9 protein-coding genes are annotated in these 19761 nt (G+C 70.3%); 4 read left to right on the top strand and 5 right to left on the bottom strand.

The genetic code is table 11. The features are described from left to right. Positions 1-41: 41 nt before the first annotated feature. The 3 genes from ACWEOI_RS23285 to ACWEOI_RS23275 form a co-directional block, all read right to left on the bottom strand. Entirely contained in the window at positions 42-13574 is a 13533-nt protein-coding gene (locus tag ACWEOI_RS23285) for an amino acid adenylation domain-containing protein (protein ID WP_452360973.1), read from the bottom strand. A gap of 10 nt (positions 13575-13584) precedes the next feature. Further along, positions 13585-14295, bottom strand: coding sequence for a DUF6875 domain-containing protein (locus ACWEOI_RS23280; protein ID WP_452360972.1), 711 nt, complete (start codon positions 14293-14295; stop codon positions 13585-13587). A gap of 191 nt (positions 14296-14486) precedes the next feature. Further along, a complete protein-coding gene (locus ACWEOI_RS23275; protein WP_452360971.1) occupies positions 14487-15878 on the bottom strand; it encodes a glycine--tRNA ligase in 1392 nt (463 codons plus the stop codon). A gap of 192 nt (positions 15879-16070) precedes the next feature. On the opposite strand from ACWEOI_RS23275, the gene ACWEOI_RS23270 reads away from it, so the two are divergent. From ACWEOI_RS23270 to ACWEOI_RS23255, 4 genes are all read left to right on the top strand, one after another. After that, positions 16071-16907, top strand: coding sequence for a hypothetical protein (locus tag ACWEOI_RS23270; protein ID WP_452360970.1), 837 nt, complete (start codon positions 16071-16073; stop codon positions 16905-16907). A gap of 80 nt (positions 16908-16987) precedes the next feature. Further along, positions 16988-17383: an ArsR/SmtB family transcription factor gene (locus ACWEOI_RS23265; protein ID WP_213560109.1), complete on the top strand. Its 396-nt coding sequence runs from the start codon at positions 16988-16990 to the stop codon at positions 17381-17383. Positions 17384-17386: 3 nt separating this feature from the next. Then, complete coding sequence (locus ACWEOI_RS23260; protein WP_379094962.1) at positions 17387-17800, top strand: Fur family transcriptional regulator; 414 nt, start codon at positions 17387-17389, stop codon at positions 17798-17800. A gap of 105 nt (positions 17801-17905) precedes the next feature. Further along, complete coding sequence (locus ACWEOI_RS23255; RefSeq protein WP_452360969.1) at positions 17906-18535, top strand: TetR/AcrR family transcriptional regulator; 630 nt, start codon at positions 17906-17908, stop codon at positions 18533-18535. Between the two features lie 24 nt (positions 18536-18559). On the opposite strand, the gene ACWEOI_RS23250 is transcribed toward ACWEOI_RS23255, so the two are convergent. Continuing rightward, positions 18560-18967 carry a hypothetical protein gene (locus ACWEOI_RS23250; protein ID WP_433667125.1) on the bottom strand — a complete coding sequence of 136 codons (408 nt, stop codon included), beginning with the start codon at positions 18965-18967 and terminating at the stop codon, positions 18560-18562. Continuing rightward, a complete protein-coding gene (locus ACWEOI_RS23245) occupies positions 18964-19758 on the bottom strand; it encodes an isoprenyl transferase (protein ID WP_357278592.1) in 795 nt (264 codons plus the stop codon). Before ACWEOI_RS23245 ends, ACWEOI_RS23250 begins: the two co-directional genes overlap by 4 nt. Positions 19759-19761: the final 3 nt, after the last annotated feature.

The raw sequence follows: 19761 nt of genomic DNA, 5'->3' as shown, positions 1-19761 counted from the left end.
CCGGGCCCATTGTTCCCCAGCCGACCCGCTCGCGGCCAGGATCAGCGGGCCAGATACGCCGCGACCAGGGGGCCGATCACCTCCCATGCCTCCGGGGTGGTGAGCCGGTTGTGCCCGAACTCGACGGGGCGGTCGTCGATCCGGCCCGCGATGTAGGGCCGCCAGGTGCTGACATTCGGGATGGGCTCCGGGTTGCCCGTGGCGGCGATGAACAACAGGTCGCCGTCGAAGACCTCGTGCTCGTGCGCGGCGATCTGACGCAGCAGATGACACATGTCCCCGTAGACGTTCTCCAGTTCGGTTGCGGAGAAACTGATTCCGGCCGACTCCAGCAGTTCGGCCGCGCGGTCGGCCGTGAGGTCGTCGAGTCCGGGCGGGACGTCGATGCCACCGAATTCGGCCAGCAGCAGCGACAGCGGCGGAATGGCGGTGTCGTCCGGCACGGCGACGTCGGCGCGGGAGTCGAGCATGATCAGCGACGGCACCTCCGCGCCCCGGCGGCGTAGTTCGACGGCCGTGGCGTGCGCCAGCGGGCCGCCCGCCGAGTAGCCGAGCAGCTGGTAGGGACCCTCGGGCTGCACGCGGAGGATCTCCTCGGCATAGCGCACGGCCAGGTCGCGCACGGTCCGGTCGGCCGTCCCGCCGTCGGTCACACCCGGGGACTGGATGCCGTAGATGGGGTTCACCCCGTCGATGTGTCGGACCAATCCGCCGTAGCACCAGGCCAATCCGATGGCCGGATGCACACAGAACAGGGCGGGACCCTCGCCCTGCGGGCGCATGGGCAGCAGGACCCGCATCGACTGTTCCACGCCCGGTTGCGCGGCGGCTTCGCCGAGTCGTCGCGCCAGCGCGGCGGGGGTGGGATCGAGGAACATCCATTGCAGCGCCATCGGGATGCCGGTCGCTTCCCGCACCTGGGTGACGACGCGGACCGCGCCCATCGAGGTGCCGCCGATATCGAAGAAGTTGTCGTCCACGCCGACTCGCGGGGACTCGAGCACGGCTTCGAAGGCGGCGACGAGGATGCGTTCCTCCTCGGTGCGCGCGGCGCGGTACCCGCGGTGGACCGGAGTCGGCGCCGGGTGGCTCGGCTCCGCGTGGGGAGTCGCCGTCAGCGCCGGCAGTCCGGCCCCGGCGACCTCGATGGTGCCGACCGCTGCCAGGGGATCGGCCGTCATGGCGTCGAGGATCGCGAGGAAGCCGTCCGCCATGGCCGCGGCGGTGGAGCGGTCGAACAGGTCGGTGGCGAAGGTGAGGGAGGCGGTCATGCCCGCGGGCTCCCCCTCGGTACCGAACTGTTCGGCCAGCATCCATTCGAGATCGAACTTGGAACCGGGCGCGGGCGCGTCGAGCGGGCGGACCGCCAGGCCCGGCAGTTCGGTGCGCTCGGTCTGCACGTTCTGGAAGGCCAGCAGCACCTGGAACAGGGGGTGGCGGTCGGTGGAGCGGACCGGGGCCAGCGCCTCCACCAGTCGTTCGAACGGCAGGTCCAGATTGCCGTAGACAGCCAGGTCGGCGCGGCGGACCGCGTCGAGGGTGGCAGCGAACCCGGCGGCGGGATCGACCTGCGAGCGCAGCACCACCGTATTGACGAACATGCCCACGAGGTCGTCGAATTCGCCGTCGCCACGACCGGCGACCACCGAGCCGAGGGCGATGTCCGGGTGACCGGACATCCGCGCCAGCAGCACCGCGAGGGCGGCGTGCACCACCATGAACGGGGTCGCGCCGTGGGCGCGGGACAGCTGCTGCACGCGGTCTTGAACGGTTGCGGGAACGGTGAATTCGATGCGATCGCCGGTACCGGACGGCAGGGTCGGGCGGGGGCGGTCGGTGGGCAGGGCGTGGACCTCGGGCAGACCGGCCAGGGTGGTGCGCCAGAACTCCAGCTGCCGACTCGCGAGACTGTCGGGATCGCTCTCCGCGCCCAGCAGTTCGTGCTGCCACAGGGCGTAGTCGGCGTACTGCAGCGGCAGCGGCGTCCATGCGGGCGCGACGCCCGTGGTGCGAGCGGCGAACGCGTACACGACATCTCGGGCCAAGGGAGCCATCGACCAGCCGTCGGCCGCGATGTGGTGGACCGCCAGCGCCAGCACGGTGCGTTCCGGCCCGACATGGAGAACACACACGCGCAGCGGGGTTTCGCGGGTGATGTCGAAGCCCCGCGACAGCTGGGTGATCAGCGCGGCGTGGATGCCGTCCGCGGTGACGTCGAGTTCGGTGATCGGCGTGGAACCCGGTGTCGGCGGCAGAATCCGCTGGTCCGGCAGGCCGTCGGGCCCGGCCGGATAGATCGTGCGCAGCGTCTCGTGCCGGGCCACGACATCGTCGATCGCGGCGCGCAGGGCCGAGACATCGAGCGCGCCGTCGATCTCGAAGGCGCCGGGAATGTTGTAGAGCGGTGAGCCCGGGTCGTATCGATTGAGGAACCACATGCGCTGTTGTGCCGCCGAGAGCGGGATCCGCGCCGGGCGCGGGCGCGGTCCGGGACGCGGGCGGTCGGACGCGGCGCCCGCCGCCACGAAGGCGGCCAGCTCGGCCACGGTCGGGGCGTCGAAGAGCGCCCGCACCGGCACGGCGGCGTCCAGGGCGGCGCCGATCCGGGCCACGACCCGGGTGGCGATCAGCGAGTTGCCGCCGAGCGCGAAGAAGTCGTCGTCGCGCCACACCCGATCGATGCCGAGCACCTCGGCGAAGGCCGCCGCCACCGCGGTCTCCACGGGTCCCTCGGGCTCCCGGTGAGCGCGGGCCTCCTGCTGCGGGGCGGGCAGGGCGTCCAGGTCCAGTTTGCCGTTGGCGGTGCGCGGCAGCTCCGGTAGCACCATGACCGCGGTGGGCACCATGTAGGACGGGAGTCGTTGCGCGGCGGCCTTCTTCAACACGGCCGGCACCGGCTCGGCACCGGGCGCGGCGACCACGTAGGCGGCCAGCAGGCCGCCGTGGCCGTCGTCGCGCACCACCGCGACCGCCCGCGCGACCGACGGGTCGGCGGTCATGGCCGCCTCGACGTCGCCGAGTTCGATGCGCAGGCCACGCAGTTTGACCTGGGTGTCGGTGCGGCCCAGGTATTCCAGCTTCCCGGCGCGGCGGCGCACCAGGTCGCCGGTGCGGTACATACGCTCCCCCGGCGCGCCGTGGGGGTCGGCGACGAAGCGGACGGCGGTCAGGTCGTAGCGGCCGAAATAGCCTCGGGCCAGCGGGATTCCGGCCAGATACAGCTCGCCGACCACGCCGTCGGGGACCGGGCGCAGCCGCTCGTCCAGGACGAGGGCCCGCACACCGGGCGCGGGGATACCGATGGTGATCGGTTCGCCGGAGCGCACCGACCCGCCGACGGCCCACACGGTCGCCTCGGTCGGGCCGTAGTCGTTGAAGTGGTTGCGGCCCTCGGCGGCCCACGCCGTCACCAGCTCGGGCGGGCAGGGCTCGCCGCCGGTGACGATCAGGCGCAGGTCGTCCAGGCCGGTGGGGTCCACGGTGGCCAGGGCCGACGGGGTGAGGGCGATGTGCGAGACGCGTTCCCGGGACAGCAGTTCCCCGAGTTCGAGTCCGGCGAAGACCGTCGGCGGTGCCACGACCAGGGTGGCGGCCGCGCCGACGGCCATGAGCAGCTCCACCACCGAGGCGTCGAAACTGGGTGAGGCGACGTGCAGGACGCGGGAGTCGGGGGTGATCTCGTCCCGCTCCCGCTGGGCGGCAGCCAGATTCGCGAGACCCGCGTGGGACACCACCACGCCCTTGGGTGCGCCCGTCGATCCCGAGGTGAAGATCACGTACGCGGGATTGGCTGTGTTCCTGTGGATTTCGGTGAGATCGGGCGGGTTGTCGTCGGCGTCGGGTTCGTCCAAGCACCACCAGTGCACGGTGTCGGGCAGACGGTGACGCTGGTCCGTGACAGTGAGGCCGAGCCGCACGCCGGACACGTCGATGATGCGGGCGATGCGGTCGGGCGGGTAGGCGGGGTCCACGGGGACGAAGGCCGCGCCGGTGCGCGCGACGGCCCAGACCGCCACCACCGATTCGATGGAGCGCGGAATGCCCACGGCCACCAGGGTTTCCGGGCGGGCGCCTGCGGCCGCGAGCCGTCGGGCCACCTGGTCGGCGCGGACATCGAGTTCGCGGTAGGTCAGGCTCCGGTCGCCGCAGACCACGGCGATGCCGTCCGGGTTGGCGGCGACGGCGTCGGCCATGATGTCGGCCAGGGTGCGCGGGGGTGTCACCGGGGCGCGGCCGCTGCCGAGCCGGTCCTGCTCCGCGGGGGTGAGCAGGTCCAGATCGCCGACCGGGCGCGGGGATTCGACCGTGATCTCACCCAGCAGGTGAACCAACCGGTCGGTGAAGTCGGTCATGGTGGCGGCGTCGAACAGGTCCGTGGCGTAGCAGCAGCGCAGGTCCAGGCCGTCGGCATCGCCGATTACGGTGAGGCTCAGGTCGAATCGGCTGTTGGTCTGCGGCAATTCGAGCGGGGCCACGGTCAGTTCGGGCAGGCGCAGTTCCGGCATGGGCAGGTTCTGGAACACCAGCATGACCTGGACCAACGGATGGCGGGCCTCCGAGCGGGCCGGGGACAGCACCTCGACGAGCCGCTCGAACGGAACGTCGGCGTGCTCGAAAGCCGCCAGATCGGTGTCGCGCACGCGATCCAGCAGCGCCCCGAAATCCTCGGCGGACCGCACGTCGGTGCGCAGGACCAGGGTGTTCACGAACATGCCGACCAGGTCGTCGAGTTCGCGCACGCCGCGGCCCGCGACCGGGGTGCCGACCACGACATCACCGGTCCCGCCGAGCCGGGCCAGCAGCACGGCCAGGGCCGCGTGCACCACCATGAACGGCGTCGCCCGATGCTCGCGGGCGTAGCGGTCGATCGCGTCGCTCACGGTGCGGTCCACGCGCGCGGTGCATTCGGCCGCCTGATGCGAGGCGCGAGCCGGGCGCGGGCGGTCGGTGGGCAGCTCCAGATGATCCGGCACCCCGGCCAGCGTGTCCGACCAGTAGGCGACCTGCCGGGCGGCGAGCGAGCGGGCATCCTCCTCGTCGCCCAGCCGATCCCGCTGCCACAGGGTGTAATCCGCGTACTGCACGGGTAGCGGCTCCCAGGTGGGAACCTCCCCGGCCGCGCGGGTCGCGTAGGCGGCGGCCACATCCCGGGTCAGCGGGGCCATCGAGAATCCGTCCGTCGCGATGTGGTGGGCGACGAGGACTACGACGTGGTCGTTCACTTCACCTGCGGACGTATCGATCCGGAAGACGCGAACGCGCAGGGGGACAGCGGCCGTGACGTCGAAGCCGTCGCCGATGGTGTCCGCGACCACCGTGGGCAGTGAGTCCGGGGTCACCGGAATCGGCTCGAGGTCGAGGGGGACCCCGTCGGTGTCGACGACGCGCTGCATGCCGACGCCGTCGATGTCGGGGTAGACGGTCCGCAGGGTTTCGTGGCGGTCCAGGACGTCGCGGAGGGCGGCGCGCAGGGCGGCATGGTCGAGGTGGCCCGTCAGCCGCAGGGCCACCGGCACGTTGTAGGCCGGGGACGCCGGGTCGAAGCGGTTGACGAACCACATGCGCTGCTGCGCCGGGGAGAGCGGGACCAGGGCGGGGCGCTCGGTCCGGGTCGGAGCCGGTGCGGCGGTATCGGATTCGGTGGCGGTCAGGCGGTCGGCCAGTTCGGCGACGATCGGGGCCTCGAACAGCAGGCGGACGGGGACCGTGCGGTCGAGGTGCGCGGCCAGGCGGGCGGCGACGCGGGTCGCGATGAGGGAATCCCCGCCGAGGGCGAAGAAGTCGTCGCGAGCGCCGACACGATCCAGGCCCAGCACCTCGGCGTAGGTTTCGGCGACAGTGAGCGCCAGGCCGGTGGGCTCGATGTAGTCCGCCTGTGCCAGTGCGGGTTCCGGGAGGGCGCGCAGGTCCAGCTTGCCGGTCTGGGTGCGAGGTAGCTCCGGAAGGATCTGCAGGCTCGAGGGGATCAGGTAGCGCGGCAGCCGATCCGAGGCCCAGGCCAGCAGGTCCGGCACCGGGATCGGAGCGTCGACGGTGACATACGAGCACAGCGACATCGCCCCGGCCGGGTTCCGGCGGGCCACCGTCACCGCGGCGTCGACGCGCGGATGGGTGAGCAGGACGGCGTCGACCTCTTCCGGCTCCACACGGATGCCGCGGATCTTGACCTGGTAGTCGGTGCGACCCAGATATTCGAAACCCGCCGCGGTGCAGCGCATCAGGTCGCCGGTGCGGTACATGCGTCGACCGGCGTTGAAGGGATCGGCGACGAACCGGCTCGCGGACAGCGCCGCGCGGCTCGCGTAGCCACGGGCCAGACCCGGTCCGCTCACGTACAGCTCACCGATCGCACCGAGCGGCACCGGTCGCAGCCAGCTGTCGAGGACCTGCATGGTCGTGCCGGGGACCGGTGCGCCGATGAGCGTCCTGGTGTCGGGTGTCATCGGGTCGCCGAAGCTCGCGGCGATGGTGGTTTCGGCCGGGCCGTAGGAGTTCACCAGCGCGCAGTCGGCGCCGAAGCGGGTCACCAGGGCGGGCGGGCAGACCTCGCCGCCCATGATGACGGTGCCGACACCCATCAGGTCGGCGTGGTGGTCGAGGGTGCCGAGCATGCTCGGCGTGCTGACCAGATGGGTGGCGACTCCCGCCCTGATCGCCGCGGCCAGTTCGGCCCCGGCGCTCGCTTCCTGCGGGGCGACGAGCAGCGTCGCCCCGGCGGTGAACGTGGACATCCACACCAGCATCGCGGCGTCGAAAGCCGGATTCAGGCAGTGCAGGACGCGCGCGTCACGATCGATGCCGCCGCGTCGCCGGGTCTCGGCCACCATGTCCGCGAGACCGGCGTGCGACACCACGACGCCCTTCGGCGTGCCGGTGGAACCGGAGGTGAACACGACATAGGCCGCGTGCTCGGGGAGCAATCGCGCGGTGCGATCCGCGTCGGTGACGGCCTGGGCGGACAGCGCGGCACACTCGGCGGCGAACTGTTCGTCATCGAGCCGCAGCCACGAGACCTCGCCGGGCAGATCGGTCTGCTCGACGCCGGTGACGCCCAGCACCGCACCGCATTCCGCGGCGACGACCTGCGTCCGGGCGGCGGGCTGGGTGATGTCGACCGGGACGAAGGCCGCGCCGGTCTTGGCGATGGCCCACACGGCGACCATGGACTCGATCGACCGCGGCAGGGCGACCAGTACGGTCCGCTCCGGTCCCGCTCCCCCGGCGATCAGCCTGCGCGCCAACCGATTCGCCGCGGCATCCAGTTGTCCGTAGGTGAGTTCGCGAACATTCCGGCCGAGCCGAGCATCCGCGGACCGGTCCGCACCCACTGCGACGGAATCGGATGCGGTGATATCCGTTCCGGCATCGGCGGATGCGGTGTCGTCCACCACGGCGGCCGGTGAGGAGGCATCAAGGATCGCGATCGCGTCCGGGGACGCGCCGGAACCCAAGAGGTCCGGTAGCAGGCGAGGCGCGCCCGCGGGCAGGCCGTGGCGGATCGCGGCATCGGCGTCCGGGCACGCGCCGGTGAGCGTCGCGACGCGGTGGGTCGACGGTCCGGTCAGCGCGACGAGGAGGCGGGACAGGGACTCCGCGAGCGAATCGGCCTGGGCGGCATCGAAATAGCGGGGTGAGCGGGTGAGTTCGAGACGGAGGCCGTCGTTGGCGTAGGCGGCCAGCGAGAGCGGGTAGTGGGTGCCGTCCTGGGCGCGCAGGTTGGTGACGGCGAGGTCGGCGTGGCGGGTGGCGGCGGCCAGGGTGGCCGCGTCCACCGGGTAGGACTCGAAGACCGTTGCCGTGTCGAAGAGCTGGCCGCGACCGGTGGCGGCGTGGATCTCGTCCAGGCCCAGGTGCTGGTGTTCGGCCAGGGCGGCCTGCTCGTGCTGGACGCGGGTGAGCAGGTCGGCGATGGATTCGGCCGGGTTCAGGGTGATGCGGACCGGGACGGTGTTCACCAGCATGCCGACCATGCGGTCGGAGCCGGGGAGCTCGGGGGGACGGCCGGACACCGTGGCGCCGAAGACGATGTCCGCGGCTCCCGTCCGCTCGGCCAGCAGCAGCGCCCAAGCGGCCTGGACCAGCGTGTTGACGGTGACCTGGCAGGCGGCGGCGGTGCGGCGCAGGGCGTCGGGCAGGCCCTCGGGGAGCGGAACCTCGTGGGCGACCGGCGCGGTCGCGGCGGCGGCGCGCGGGGCGGTGGGTGCGATCAGGGTGGGGCCGTCGAGACCCGCCAAGGCTTGGGTCCACGCGGTGCGGGCCTGGTCGGCGGGGCGGGCGGCCAGCCATTCGAGGTGGGTGCGGAACGGGACCGGGGTCGCGAAACCGGTGTCGTCACCGGAGGTTTCGTAGAGGCCGATGAGTTCCGCGAACAGCAGCGGCATGGACCAGCCGTCGAGGATCAGGTGGTGGTTGGTGATGACCAGCCGGAAACGGCGCTCACCCGCCGCGAGGCACAGGAAGCGGATGAGGGGCGGGCGGTCCACCGCGAACGGGACCCGCAGTTCGGCCGCGGCGAGGGCGTCGAGCTCCTCGGGGGTCGCGCCGATCGCCTCGCGATACTCGCACGGCACCGCCACCTCGGCCGGAATCACCTGTACGGCACCGGCATCCGAGGCGATGAACCCCGCGCAGAGCACGTCGTGGCGGCGGACCAGGGCTTCGGCGGCGGCCCGCAACCGGTCCGGATCGAGGTCGGCTTCGACGTCGATGATCGCCTGCACCGAATAGCCGTCCGAGCGGCCTTCGGCCAAGTGGGCCTGGAACAGGAGGCCGCGCTGCAATGGCGTCAGCGGCCAGGCGTCGGCGAGACGGCCGAGAGTCCGTTCCCAGGTGTCGATTTCGGGTTGCGAGACCTTCAGCAGGGGTATGTCGGCGGGGGTCAGGCCACCGGCATCGGGCCGCCGGAGCAGGTCGGCGATCTCGCCGAGAGCCGAAAGCCATTCGCGGGACAGTGTTTCCACGTCCTCGGCGGGGATCGCACCGGAGGCGTACTGCCACATCGCGCGGATCCGCGGCCCGGCCGCCGACTCCAGGGTGACGGCATCCACCGACAGCACCGCCGCCAGCGGCATGGCCGGGTCGGCATGCCCGCCCAGGCGGTCGCCGACCGCGATCGGCAGCCAGTCGCCCTCGATCTCGATGTCGGGGATCTGGCCCAGGTAGTTGAAGCCGAGCTGCGGCTCCTGGATAGCGGCTAGCTCGGACGCGGTCTCGGGGTTCAGATAGCGCAGCAGTCCGTAGCCGAGGCCACTGCGCGGCACGGCACGCAGCTGCTCCTTGACGTTCTTCAGCACCGATTCCACCGAGCTGAGGTCCGAATCACCGTTCATCGCAACGGGTCCCAGCCGGACGGGCACCTGGGCGGTGAACCAGCCGACCGTCCGCGACAGGTCCGCTCCCGCGACCGCCGTCTCGTCACGACCGTGCCGCTCCACCGTGACCACGGTGCCCGCGGCCTCGGTCTCACCGCGCCCGGCGCGCCAGCGGGCGATCGCCATGGTCAAGGCGGCCAGCAGGGCGTCCTCGACGCCACATCGATAGGTTCCGGCGAGCCGTGTGACCAGAATCGACGAGACGTCCTCCGGCACTTCGAGATCGATGCGGGCGGCGGTGCGGTGCGTGTCCACCGCCGGGTCCAGCGCACGCAGCCCGATCGGAGCGCCCTCGGCCAGTACGTCGCGCCAGTATCCGAGTTCTCGCCTCGGCCACGGCAGGTCCACCACCGCGTCGTCCGGGTGGTCCGTGCCGTGAGCACCGGCGTTCGCCACGGACGCCAGCGCGTACGACCATGTGCGCATCGACGTCCCCGTCTCGCGCAATTCCGGCCGGGTACCGGAGACGGCCTGCGCCCAGGCGGACATCAAGTCGGGCAGCAGGATTCGCCACGACACCGCGTCGCAGGCCAGGTGGTGGACGGCGATCGCCAACCGTCCCGAGCGGCCCGCGCCCGCGTCCAGCCAGGTCAGGGCGAGCATCGACCCCGAGCGCGGATCCAGCCGGTTGACGGCCGCCGCCAAGGCGCGGTCGATCGCGGCGGCGGTGATCACGACCTCGGCCTCCGGCTCGCCGTGCCCGTCGCTGGCGATGCGTTGCACCGCGGCACAGTCGATTCGGGTCAGCAGGGTCGCCGCGTCGACGGTCTCCGGTGGGGTGACGTCCAATCGCGGCCCGTCATCGGTGTGGACGACGCGGGCCCGCAGCATGTCATGGCGGTCGAGCACCGCTTGCACGGCGGCGAGCACCATCGCGGGTTGGGCCCCGACCGGGACCTGGACCACCATCGACTGGGCGAAGTGCCGCCAGCCGGGACGGCTCAGCAGCCAGGACGCGACCGGCGTCAGTGGCAGCCGGCCGACGCCACCGCCGGGGAGTTCGGCAAGCCGCTCGTGGCGATCCTCCAGATGCGTGACCACGGCCGCCAGACCCGCCGGGGTGCGATGCTCGAACACCTCGCGGGCGGAGAAGACCAGGCCCGCCGCGCGGGCGCGCGAGACCAGCGTGATGGCCATGATCGAGTCGCCGCCCAGCGCGAAGAACGAGGTGCCCGGGCCGACCTCGGGGATGCCGAGGACCTCGGCGAACAGCGTGCACAGCGCCCGTTCGGTCTCGGTGGCCGCCGCTGCGGCGTCGACCGGTTGCGCCACAACGGGTTCCGGCAGCGCGCGCCGATCCACCTTGCCGTTCGCGGTGAGCGGCAGCGCGCCCAGCACGGTGACGGTCGCGGGCACCATGTACGGCGGCAGCCGGTGCGTGGCGTGATCCAGCAGCTCGGCCTCGGTGATCGCGTGCCCGGAGTGCGGCACCACGTACGCGGCCAGCACGGTGCCGCCGCCGGGGCCCGGACGCGCCACGGTCACCGCGATCTCCACCCCGGCGTGCGCGTTCAGCGCGGCGTCGATCTCGCCCAGCTCCACCCGCATACCGCGCAACTTGACCTGGAAATCACCGCGCCCCACATACTCGAGCACGCCGCGCTCGGTCCAGCGCACCAGATCCCCGGTGCGGTACATGCGCGCCCCGGCCGCACCGTCCGGCGCGGGCAGGAACCGTTCGGCGGTCAGACCGGGACGGCCCGCGTACCCGCGCGCCACCCCCGGCCCGCTCACGTACAGCTCCCCCGCCACACCGATCGGCACCGGACGCAGCCAGCGGTCCAGCACCAGCATCCCCGCGCCCGGAATCGGATCGCCGAGACCGGACTCGACGCCCGCGACCAGACCGCCCGTGTAGGTGACGGCCACCGTGGTCTCGCTGGGTCCGTACGAATTCAGCAGGTCCCGCCCGGTCCCGAAGCGCGCCACGATATCCGGCGGTGTCGGCTCACCACCCGAGGACACCGCGCGCACGCCGTCGAGCGCGTGCGACTCCAGCGTGGACAGCACCGCCGGGGTGGAACACACCTGCGTGATGCCGTAATCGCGGACCAGCCCGGCCAATTCGGCGCCGAGCACCGGATCCGGTTCGGCCACCACCAGCGTTGCGCCCGCCGCGAACGCCATCAGCCACTCCAGCACCGCCGCGTCGAAACTCGGGTTGAGGCATTGCAGGACACGGGAACCCGGATCCACCCGGTACGCGGACACGATGGCCGCGGCCAGACCGGCCAGACCGGAGTGGGTCACCACCACGCCCTTCGGCACGCCCGTCGACCCGGAGGTGAAGACCACGTAGGCCGGATTCTCGACCCGGGGGCGGCCTCGGAGCTCATCGGCGGTCAACGGCAGATCCGACACCACGGCGTCGTCGGACGCCGCGCCGCCGCCTCGCAGGAGATCGTCCAGGATGATCCAGGGCATCGAATCCGGTAGTTTCGCAGACGATTCCGAGAAGGCGAGACCGACCGTCGCACCCGCTTCCGCGGCGATGCCGGCCAGCCGGGCCGCGGGCAGAGCCGTGCCCACGGGCACGAACGCGGCGCCGGTCTTGGCCACCGCCCACAATGCCACCACCGCCTCGATCGAGCGCGGCAGGGCCAGCAGGACCGTCGACTCCGGGCCCAGGACGGGCACATCCGGGCCGGACTCCGCGGCGCGCAATATCCGGCGCGCCAGCCGATTCGACAGCGCGTCCAACTCGCCGTAGGTCAGTCGCCGGTCGGCGGCCATGACCGCGATCGCGTCGGGACCCGCCCGGTGCAGACCGGCGGCCAGGATCTCCGGCAGCAGCCGCGGTTCGGGCGCGGTCATCCCGTGCGCGCCCGCCAGCAGCGACTTCTCGTCCGGCACCGTGTAATCCAGCTCGGCCACGGGAGTCCCGGCCTCCGCCGACAGCAGCGAATCCAGCAGCGCGAGGAACCGGCGATGATGCCGGGCCAGCGAATCCTCGTCGTACAACCGCGGATTCGCCGCGAAGTCGACATGGATCGGCGCGCCCGCCCCGTGCTGATAGAAGTTGACGAACAGGTCCTCGATCGGCCCCGACGTCACCACGTGCAGGCTCGATTCGACGCCCTCGAAATCGATCCCGGCCGGGAACAGCATGATGTTGATGACCGGCCCGGTCATCCCCCGCCCGAACTCGGCCCGCCGGCCCCCGTCATCCGCGGCCCGGCCGACGTCATCGCCTCGCGAGTCGTCCGGGCGCATGTCCTCGTGGCGGAAGCGTTGGTGGCGTAGGGCTCCCGACGCCGCGACCCGGACCGCGTCCAGGACCTCGCCGACCCGCCCGGTGCGCGGCACCGGCACGCGCAGCGGCACCACATTGGCGATCATGCCGCCCGAACGCCGCAGCACCGCGGTGGTGCGGCCGGAGACCGGCAGGCTCAGGACCACGTCCTCCGTCGCGGTCAGGCGGGCGTAATAGAGCGCGACCGCCGCCATGACCACGGTCGCCGAACTGGTGTCGAAACGGCGGGCGGCGGCTTCCAGCCGGGCGGCGGTGCCGTCACCCAGCTGGGCGCGGGCCTCGCGCCCCAGCGCGCACGCCGGGGCGGTGGCCGCGACCAGGCTGCAACGGCCGGGCATGCCCGCGGTGGCCTCGCGCCAGTAGTGCTCGTCGGTGACGTACCGGGAGGACTCCCGGTACGCCATCTCCGCCTCGTGCACTTCCAACAGCGAGGCCGCGGTGCCGGGAGGCGCCGATTGCCCGCGCACCGCGGCGTTGTACAGCTCGGCGACCCGATACAGCATGGTCACCGAACCGAATCCATCGATGAGAAGGTGGTGAGCTCTGGTGTACCACAGGTGATGGGACTCCCCGACCCGGATCACCATTGATACCCCGGCGTTCACGCCGAACAGGTCGATCGGCCGCGCCACGTCGGCGCGCATCCACTCCAGCGCCTCGGCGACCGGATCGGTGCGATCGGTGAGATCCAGGAACCCGATCTCGCGCTCCATCCCGGCGTCGACCACCTGCCCCGGCTGATCCCCGGCCTCGACGAACCGCAGGACGCCCGAACCGAACTCACGCCCCGCCCGCACTCCCACCCGCCGCAGCGTCTCGATCTCCAGCGGCCCGCGCATCTCGATGTACTGGGCCTCCGACAACGGCACGGCCGGATCCAGCTGCTGGGCGTAGAACATCCCCAGCTGTGGGGGGGACAGCGGGAAGGTATGGCCGGAAACGCGCGTCATCGATTAGTACCTAACTGCTGGTGGAGCAGGATTCGTCGGCCGGCGCCACCTGGTAGGCGGGCACGCGGGCCGCGGGCCGGGAGGTCAAGCGCCGCACCATGACCGAGCGCACGTGCGCGGGCAGGGTCGGCGCGAACTTGCGCACGTAGGCGTCCGCCCATTCGGGGTCGTCGAGCAGGAACGGGAAGTCGGTGGTCATCATGGTGCGCACCACCAGCATCGGCATCGGCGCGTCCAGCGGCCGATACTCCTTGTTCCACAGGCCCGGTTGATCACAGCCCGGATAGAATTGCCCGAGCATCGATCCGCACTCCACGAATTTGGTCTTGAATTCCTCGTGGATCTCGTCGATCAAGGAATAGTCGGTCAAATTCGGGAATACCGTGATCAATCCGCGCAGCACCGACGCTGAACTACCGTTCCCCGTGGGCAGTTCCGGATACAGCTCCAGCGCGTCGCGGACGATCGCACGCAACCACATCGGCCGCGGTTCCGCCGCCGGCACCTGCGCCAGCCACAGCAGATCCCGCCGCATCGACGGCCGGACGTACGGGCAAACCGGCCCGTCACGGCCCAGTTCGTCACTGGGTTGGGTCAGAATGGAATCCGCCCAGGACCGGAACGCCGCCACCGTCGGCCGCGCGGCCGGGCAGGTTGATCCGATGTCCCCCAAAGGGACCCACTGCAGCCCCGAGCGGGGGCCTATAACACGCTCGCTCATGACTCACCTCGGCTGATCGAGCTTCGGCAGGAGAAGGCGCCGTTGCCCACATACTCAAATAGTGGCCCGGTCATGGACCGTTAACACGAGTAGTGGGTTACCCAATTTATCTATGACACTCCGAATTTCAACCGTGGGGAAATAAAGAAAAGACCGGTCAGGTATTGACCGGTCTTTTCAGGGAACTGGGATCAGGCGCCGATGAGGCGCGCGGCCAGGTAGCCCTCCACCTGATCCAGGGCCACCCGCTCCTGGGCCATCGAGTCGCGTTCACGCACGGTGACGGCGTGATCCTCGAGCGTGTCGAAGTCGACAGTGATGCAGAACGGGGTGCCGATCTCGTCCTGACGACGGTAGCGGCGGCCGATGGCGCCGGCGTCGTCGAAGTCCACGTTCCAGTTCCGGCGCAGCTGCGCGGCCAGGTCCTTGGCCTTCGGCGACAGATCCGCGTTGCGCGACAACGGCAGTACGGCCGCCTTGACAGGAGCGAGCCGCGGATCCAGGCGCAGCGTGGTGCGATCCTCCACGCCGCCCTTGGCGGTCGGCACCTGCTCCACGTGGTACGCGTCGACCAGGAACGCCATCAGCGAACGGGTCAGACCGGCCGCGGGCTCGATGACGAACGGGGTGTAGCGCTCACCGGTCTGCTGGTCGAAGTAGACCAGCTCCTTGCCCGAGTGCTCCGAGTGCGTCTTCAGGTCGAAGTCGGTGCGGTTGGCGACACCCTCGAGCTCGCCCCACTCGCTGCCCGCGAAGCGGAAGCGGTACTCGATGTCCACCGTGCGGGTGGAGTAGTGGGACAGCTTCTCCTTCGGGTGCTCGAACAGCCGCAGGTTCTCCGGGTCGATACCGAGGTCCGTGTACCAGGCCATGCGGGTGTCGATCCAGTACTGGTGCCACTGCTCGTCCTCGCCCGGCTTGACGAAGAACTCCATCTCCATCTGCTCGAACTCGCGGGTGCGGAAGATGAAGTTGCCCGGGGTGATCTCGTTGCGGAACGACTTGCCGATCTGCGCGATGCCGAACGGCGGCTTCTTGCGCGCGGTGGTGGCGACATTGTCGTAGTTGACGAAGATGCCCTGCGCGGTCTCCGGGCGCAGGTAGTGCATGCCCTCTTCGGACTCGACCGGGCCCAGGTAGGTCTTCAGCATCATGTTGAAGTCCTTGGGCTCGGTCCACTGGCCGACCGTGCCGCAGTCCGGGCACACGATCTTGTCCATCGGGACCGCGTCCGGATCGTCGAGCTTGTTCTTCTCGGCGTACGCCTCCTGCAGGTGGTCCTGCCGGTGCCGCTTGTGGCAGTTGAGGCATTCCACCAGCGGGTCGTTGAACACCGCGACGTGACCCGAGGCCACCCACACCTGACGCGGCAGGATGATCGAGGAGTCCAGACCGACCACATCGTCGCGGCTGGTCACCATGGACCGCCACCACTGCCGCTTGATGTTCTCCTTGAGCTCCACGCCCAGCGGACCGTAATCCCAGGCCGACCTCGTTCCGCCGTAGATCTCACCGCTCGGGTACACGAGACCCCGACGCTTGGCGAGATTGGCGACGGTGTCCACCTTCGACTTGGGTGCCACTGAACAGTTCTCCATCCGTGTCCGGAAGATTGCAAAGGATTAGGTCCAGACTATCTGCCGCGAGCAACCGACTTTGCACCCACTGCCCCCACAAGCAGGGGATGCAGCCCTGATCACAACCGGCCATATTGGAACGAGGACACCGGTCGGCACGCGGGCGTGCGCGATCCACAACAGCACAGGGGTGGGGCCATGCGAACGTACGGGAGCAAGTACACGGTGGCGCTCGCGATCGTGGCGGTGACACTGCTCGGCGGCGCCGTTCTGCTCAATCGTCTCCAGGCCCGCCCGGCGGACGATGCGAGTTCGACGATCGCCACGACCGCGCCCGTGGACCTGGGCCACCCGTTCGCCAACACCCCGACCGCCGCCTGGTCCGAAGGCGCGGCCGGAATCCAGCCGCCCGCCGCCGCGCCGGTCGGTCGCTACTCGGCCGCGACCGTGACCGCGGCCACCGATCGCGTCAAACAGCTGATCGTCACCGCCCGGCTGGATCAGCACGTGCTCGAAACCCAGGACGCCGAACCGGTGCTGGCCCTGCTGGCCACCCACCAGGTCGAGGACATCCGGCCGAAGCTGAAGTCCGGGAACGCGGCGGACACCTGGTGGCTGACCGAGAAGCTGGCGCCCGGGTATCGACTGCTGCCGGTCTCGCCGCGGGTCGAAGGGTCCATGACGGTGGGGCTGAACGGCAAGGGCGAGTTGGCGATTCGCACCGATTACTCGGTGGCGTACGCGTTCACGCCGCCGGACCGCACCGGGTACGGGGCATACGACATCGTCGCGATGGTGCGGCGGGTGGTCGAGTACGACTGGGTCGAGGACCCGACCTACGACGGCGGATCGCAGGGCATGTGGATCGGCGACGTCCAGGGCTTCGCGTATCCGGTCAACTGCTTCCTGGGAAAGAAGGGGTATCTGGCCCCCAACTACGGCAATCCGCCGTCGTTCGGCGGCGCACCCGACAAGCATCGGCCCGAGTACTACTTCGATCGGTCCACGCCGATGCCACAAGATGGCAACTGCTGAGGCGACGCGCCGACTTCATGTTTGACATGCGTACCCGTGCATATAAGAATGGCATCGGTTTCCAATAAGGAGTTGGTTCGATGACCACGGACAGCGGTGCGCCTCTGCGGCGCTCGCACGTCGCGACCGAGGCTCCGGCCGCGATCCCCCACGACGAGTATCCGTACCGGTCACCGCAGCCGCCGGTGGTGCCGTCGCGCACCATTCTCGACTCCGCCGGGGAACTGTTGCGCGCCCTCGCGGCGCCGGTGCGCATCGCCATCGTGCTGCAGCTGCGGGAGTCGCCGCGCTGTGTGCACGAGCTCGTCGATACCCTCGGAGTGACCCAGCCGCTGATCAGTCAGCACCTGCGGATCCTGAAATCCGCGGGGGTGGTGCGCGGTGAGCGCACCGGGCGCGAGGTCATCTACGAACTGGTCGACGAGCATCTCGCGCACATCGTCATCGACGCGGTCGCGCACGCAGAGGAAGGGTGACCCGTGGGAACAACCGAGAAGACGGTCGGGGTTCGCAGCACCCGCCAGCGCAGCGCCATCGCCGCTCTGCTGGCCGACATCGACGAATTCCGTTCCGCGCAGGAACTGCACGACGAACTCCGCAAACGCGGTGAGGGCATCGGCCTGACCACGGTCTACCGGACCCTGCAATCGCTGGCCGACGCCGGAATGGTCGACGTGCTGCGCACCGACACCGGCGAATCGGTGTACCGGCAGTGCTCAAGCGGACACCACCATCACCTGGTCTGCCGCCGCTGCGGCAGCACCGTCGAGGTGGAGGGCCCCACCGTGGAAGCGTGGGCCGACTCGATCGCCGCCGAGCACGGATTCACCGATATCAGCCACACCATGGAAATCTTCGGCACCTGCCGCGAATGCTGCGCCGCGAAGGGCTGACCAGCCGGAATCCCGCCTGGCCCACACAAATTCGCAACGGATGGGACAGGGCTGACATGGCATTGTCAGCTTGTTGAGAACGAATATTCGTTTTAATTTGGGCGCATGCCCAGAGTCAGCGATGCACACCTGGAACGCCGCAGACAACAGATTCTCGACGCCGCACAGACCTGCTTCGCCCGCAAAGGCCTGCACGCCACCACCATGCAGGACGTCTTCGCCGAATCCGGGCTCTCCGCCGGAGCGGTCTACCGCTACTTCAAATCCAAGAACGACATCATCGAGGCCCTCGCCACCGAAGCCACCGTCGACCTGCGCGCCGCTCTCTCCGAAGCCGTCTACAGCGACCCGCTACCCACGCCGCCCGCCCTGGTCCGGCTGATGAGCGAGGACATCGTCAGGCTCAGCGCCCCCGGCGGGCCCGTGCGCGTCATCCCCCAGGCCTGGGCGCTGGCGCTCACCGACGCCAATATCGCCGATTACGTGCGCACCAACATCCTCGGCTTCCGCCGCCTGTGGTTCGACTACGCCAATCGCATGCGCGACGCGGGCTGGTTCCCGCCGGACGCCGACACCGACGCCATCGCCAAGATCTTCCTGGGGCTGCTGCCCGGGATCATCCTGCAGCATCTCATTCTCGGCGACGCCGATCCCGACACCTTCGCACGCGGCATCACCGAGATCCTGCCCGGCTATCGCGACGCCGCCGGGGAACCCGAAACCGCCCGGGCCTGAACCGATCCCGGGCGGCGACCCCCGTCAGGGCAGCAGACCCTGGCGGGCGCGACCCGCACCGGAGAGCGTCAACAGCAGCAGGGTGGCCAGCGGCTCGTCCTCCAGCCCGGCGGCCGGGAAGGTGTAGCGCAGGATCACATCCGCCAGCTTGTCGCGCGACACCACGGTCAGCGTGCCGAACTGGAGCGCGGCATTGCGCTCGGCGACCCGCTTGTGCAGCTGCGGCTTCACCGGACGGTCCCAGGCCAGAATGCACATGAGCGCCAGCACATCCAGGCCCGGCGACAGGTTCACCCCGCGCAGCGAGCACAGCGCGCCCTCGTATTCGAAACCGAGGGCGCCCTCCTCCTCGCGCACCTCCACGCCGTAGCGCAGCAGCAGCGCACGGGCGCGGTCCTGCAATACCTCCGAGGGAGTGAGCTGATCGGTCACTTCACACCTCCGAAACGGCGGTCACGCTTGGCGTACTCCAGGCAGGCCTCCCAGAGATTGCGGCGATCGAAATCGGGGAAAAGCGTTTCCTGGAACACGAATTCGGCGTACGCAGCCTGCCAGATCAGGAAGTTGGAGCTGCGCAGCTCACCCGACGGGCGCAGGAACAGGTCCACGTCCGGCATATCGGGCTCGTCCAGGTATTGGGCGACGGTGGCCTCGGTGACCTTCTCCGGATCCAGCTCCCCCGCGGCCACCCGGCGCGCGATTTCCCGTGCGGCGTCGGCTATCTCGGCGCGGCCGCCGTAGTTGACGCACATGGTCAGGGTCATCACCGTATTGTCCTTGGTGAGCTCCTGCGCGACTTCCAATTCCTTGATCACGCTGCGCCACAGGCGCGGTCGCCGCCCGGCCCACCGCACCCGCACACCCATCTCGTGCATCTCGTCGCGGCGGCGGCGGATCACATCGCGGTTGAAGCCCATCAGGAAGCGGACCTCGTCCGGGCTGCGCCGCCAGTTCTCGGTGGAGAACGCGTACGCCGACAGCCACTTCACGCCCATCTCGATGCAGCCCTCGACGGTGTCCATGAGCACCGCCTCGCCGCGCTCGTGTCCCGCGGTGCGCGGCAGCCCGCGCTCCTGCGCCCACCGCCCGTTCCCGTCCATCACCAGCGCCACATGCCTGGGCACGAACTCCGCGGGAATCGCCGGCGGCTTCGCCCCCGACGGATGCGGCGACGGCGGCCGCACAACACGCTGCTCAGTCGATGACTTCCGGTTCCCGATCACGCC

This window comes from Nocardia sp. NPDC004340, assembly GCF_053602575.1.
This window is presented reverse-complemented; position numbering and strand designations above follow the sequence as displayed.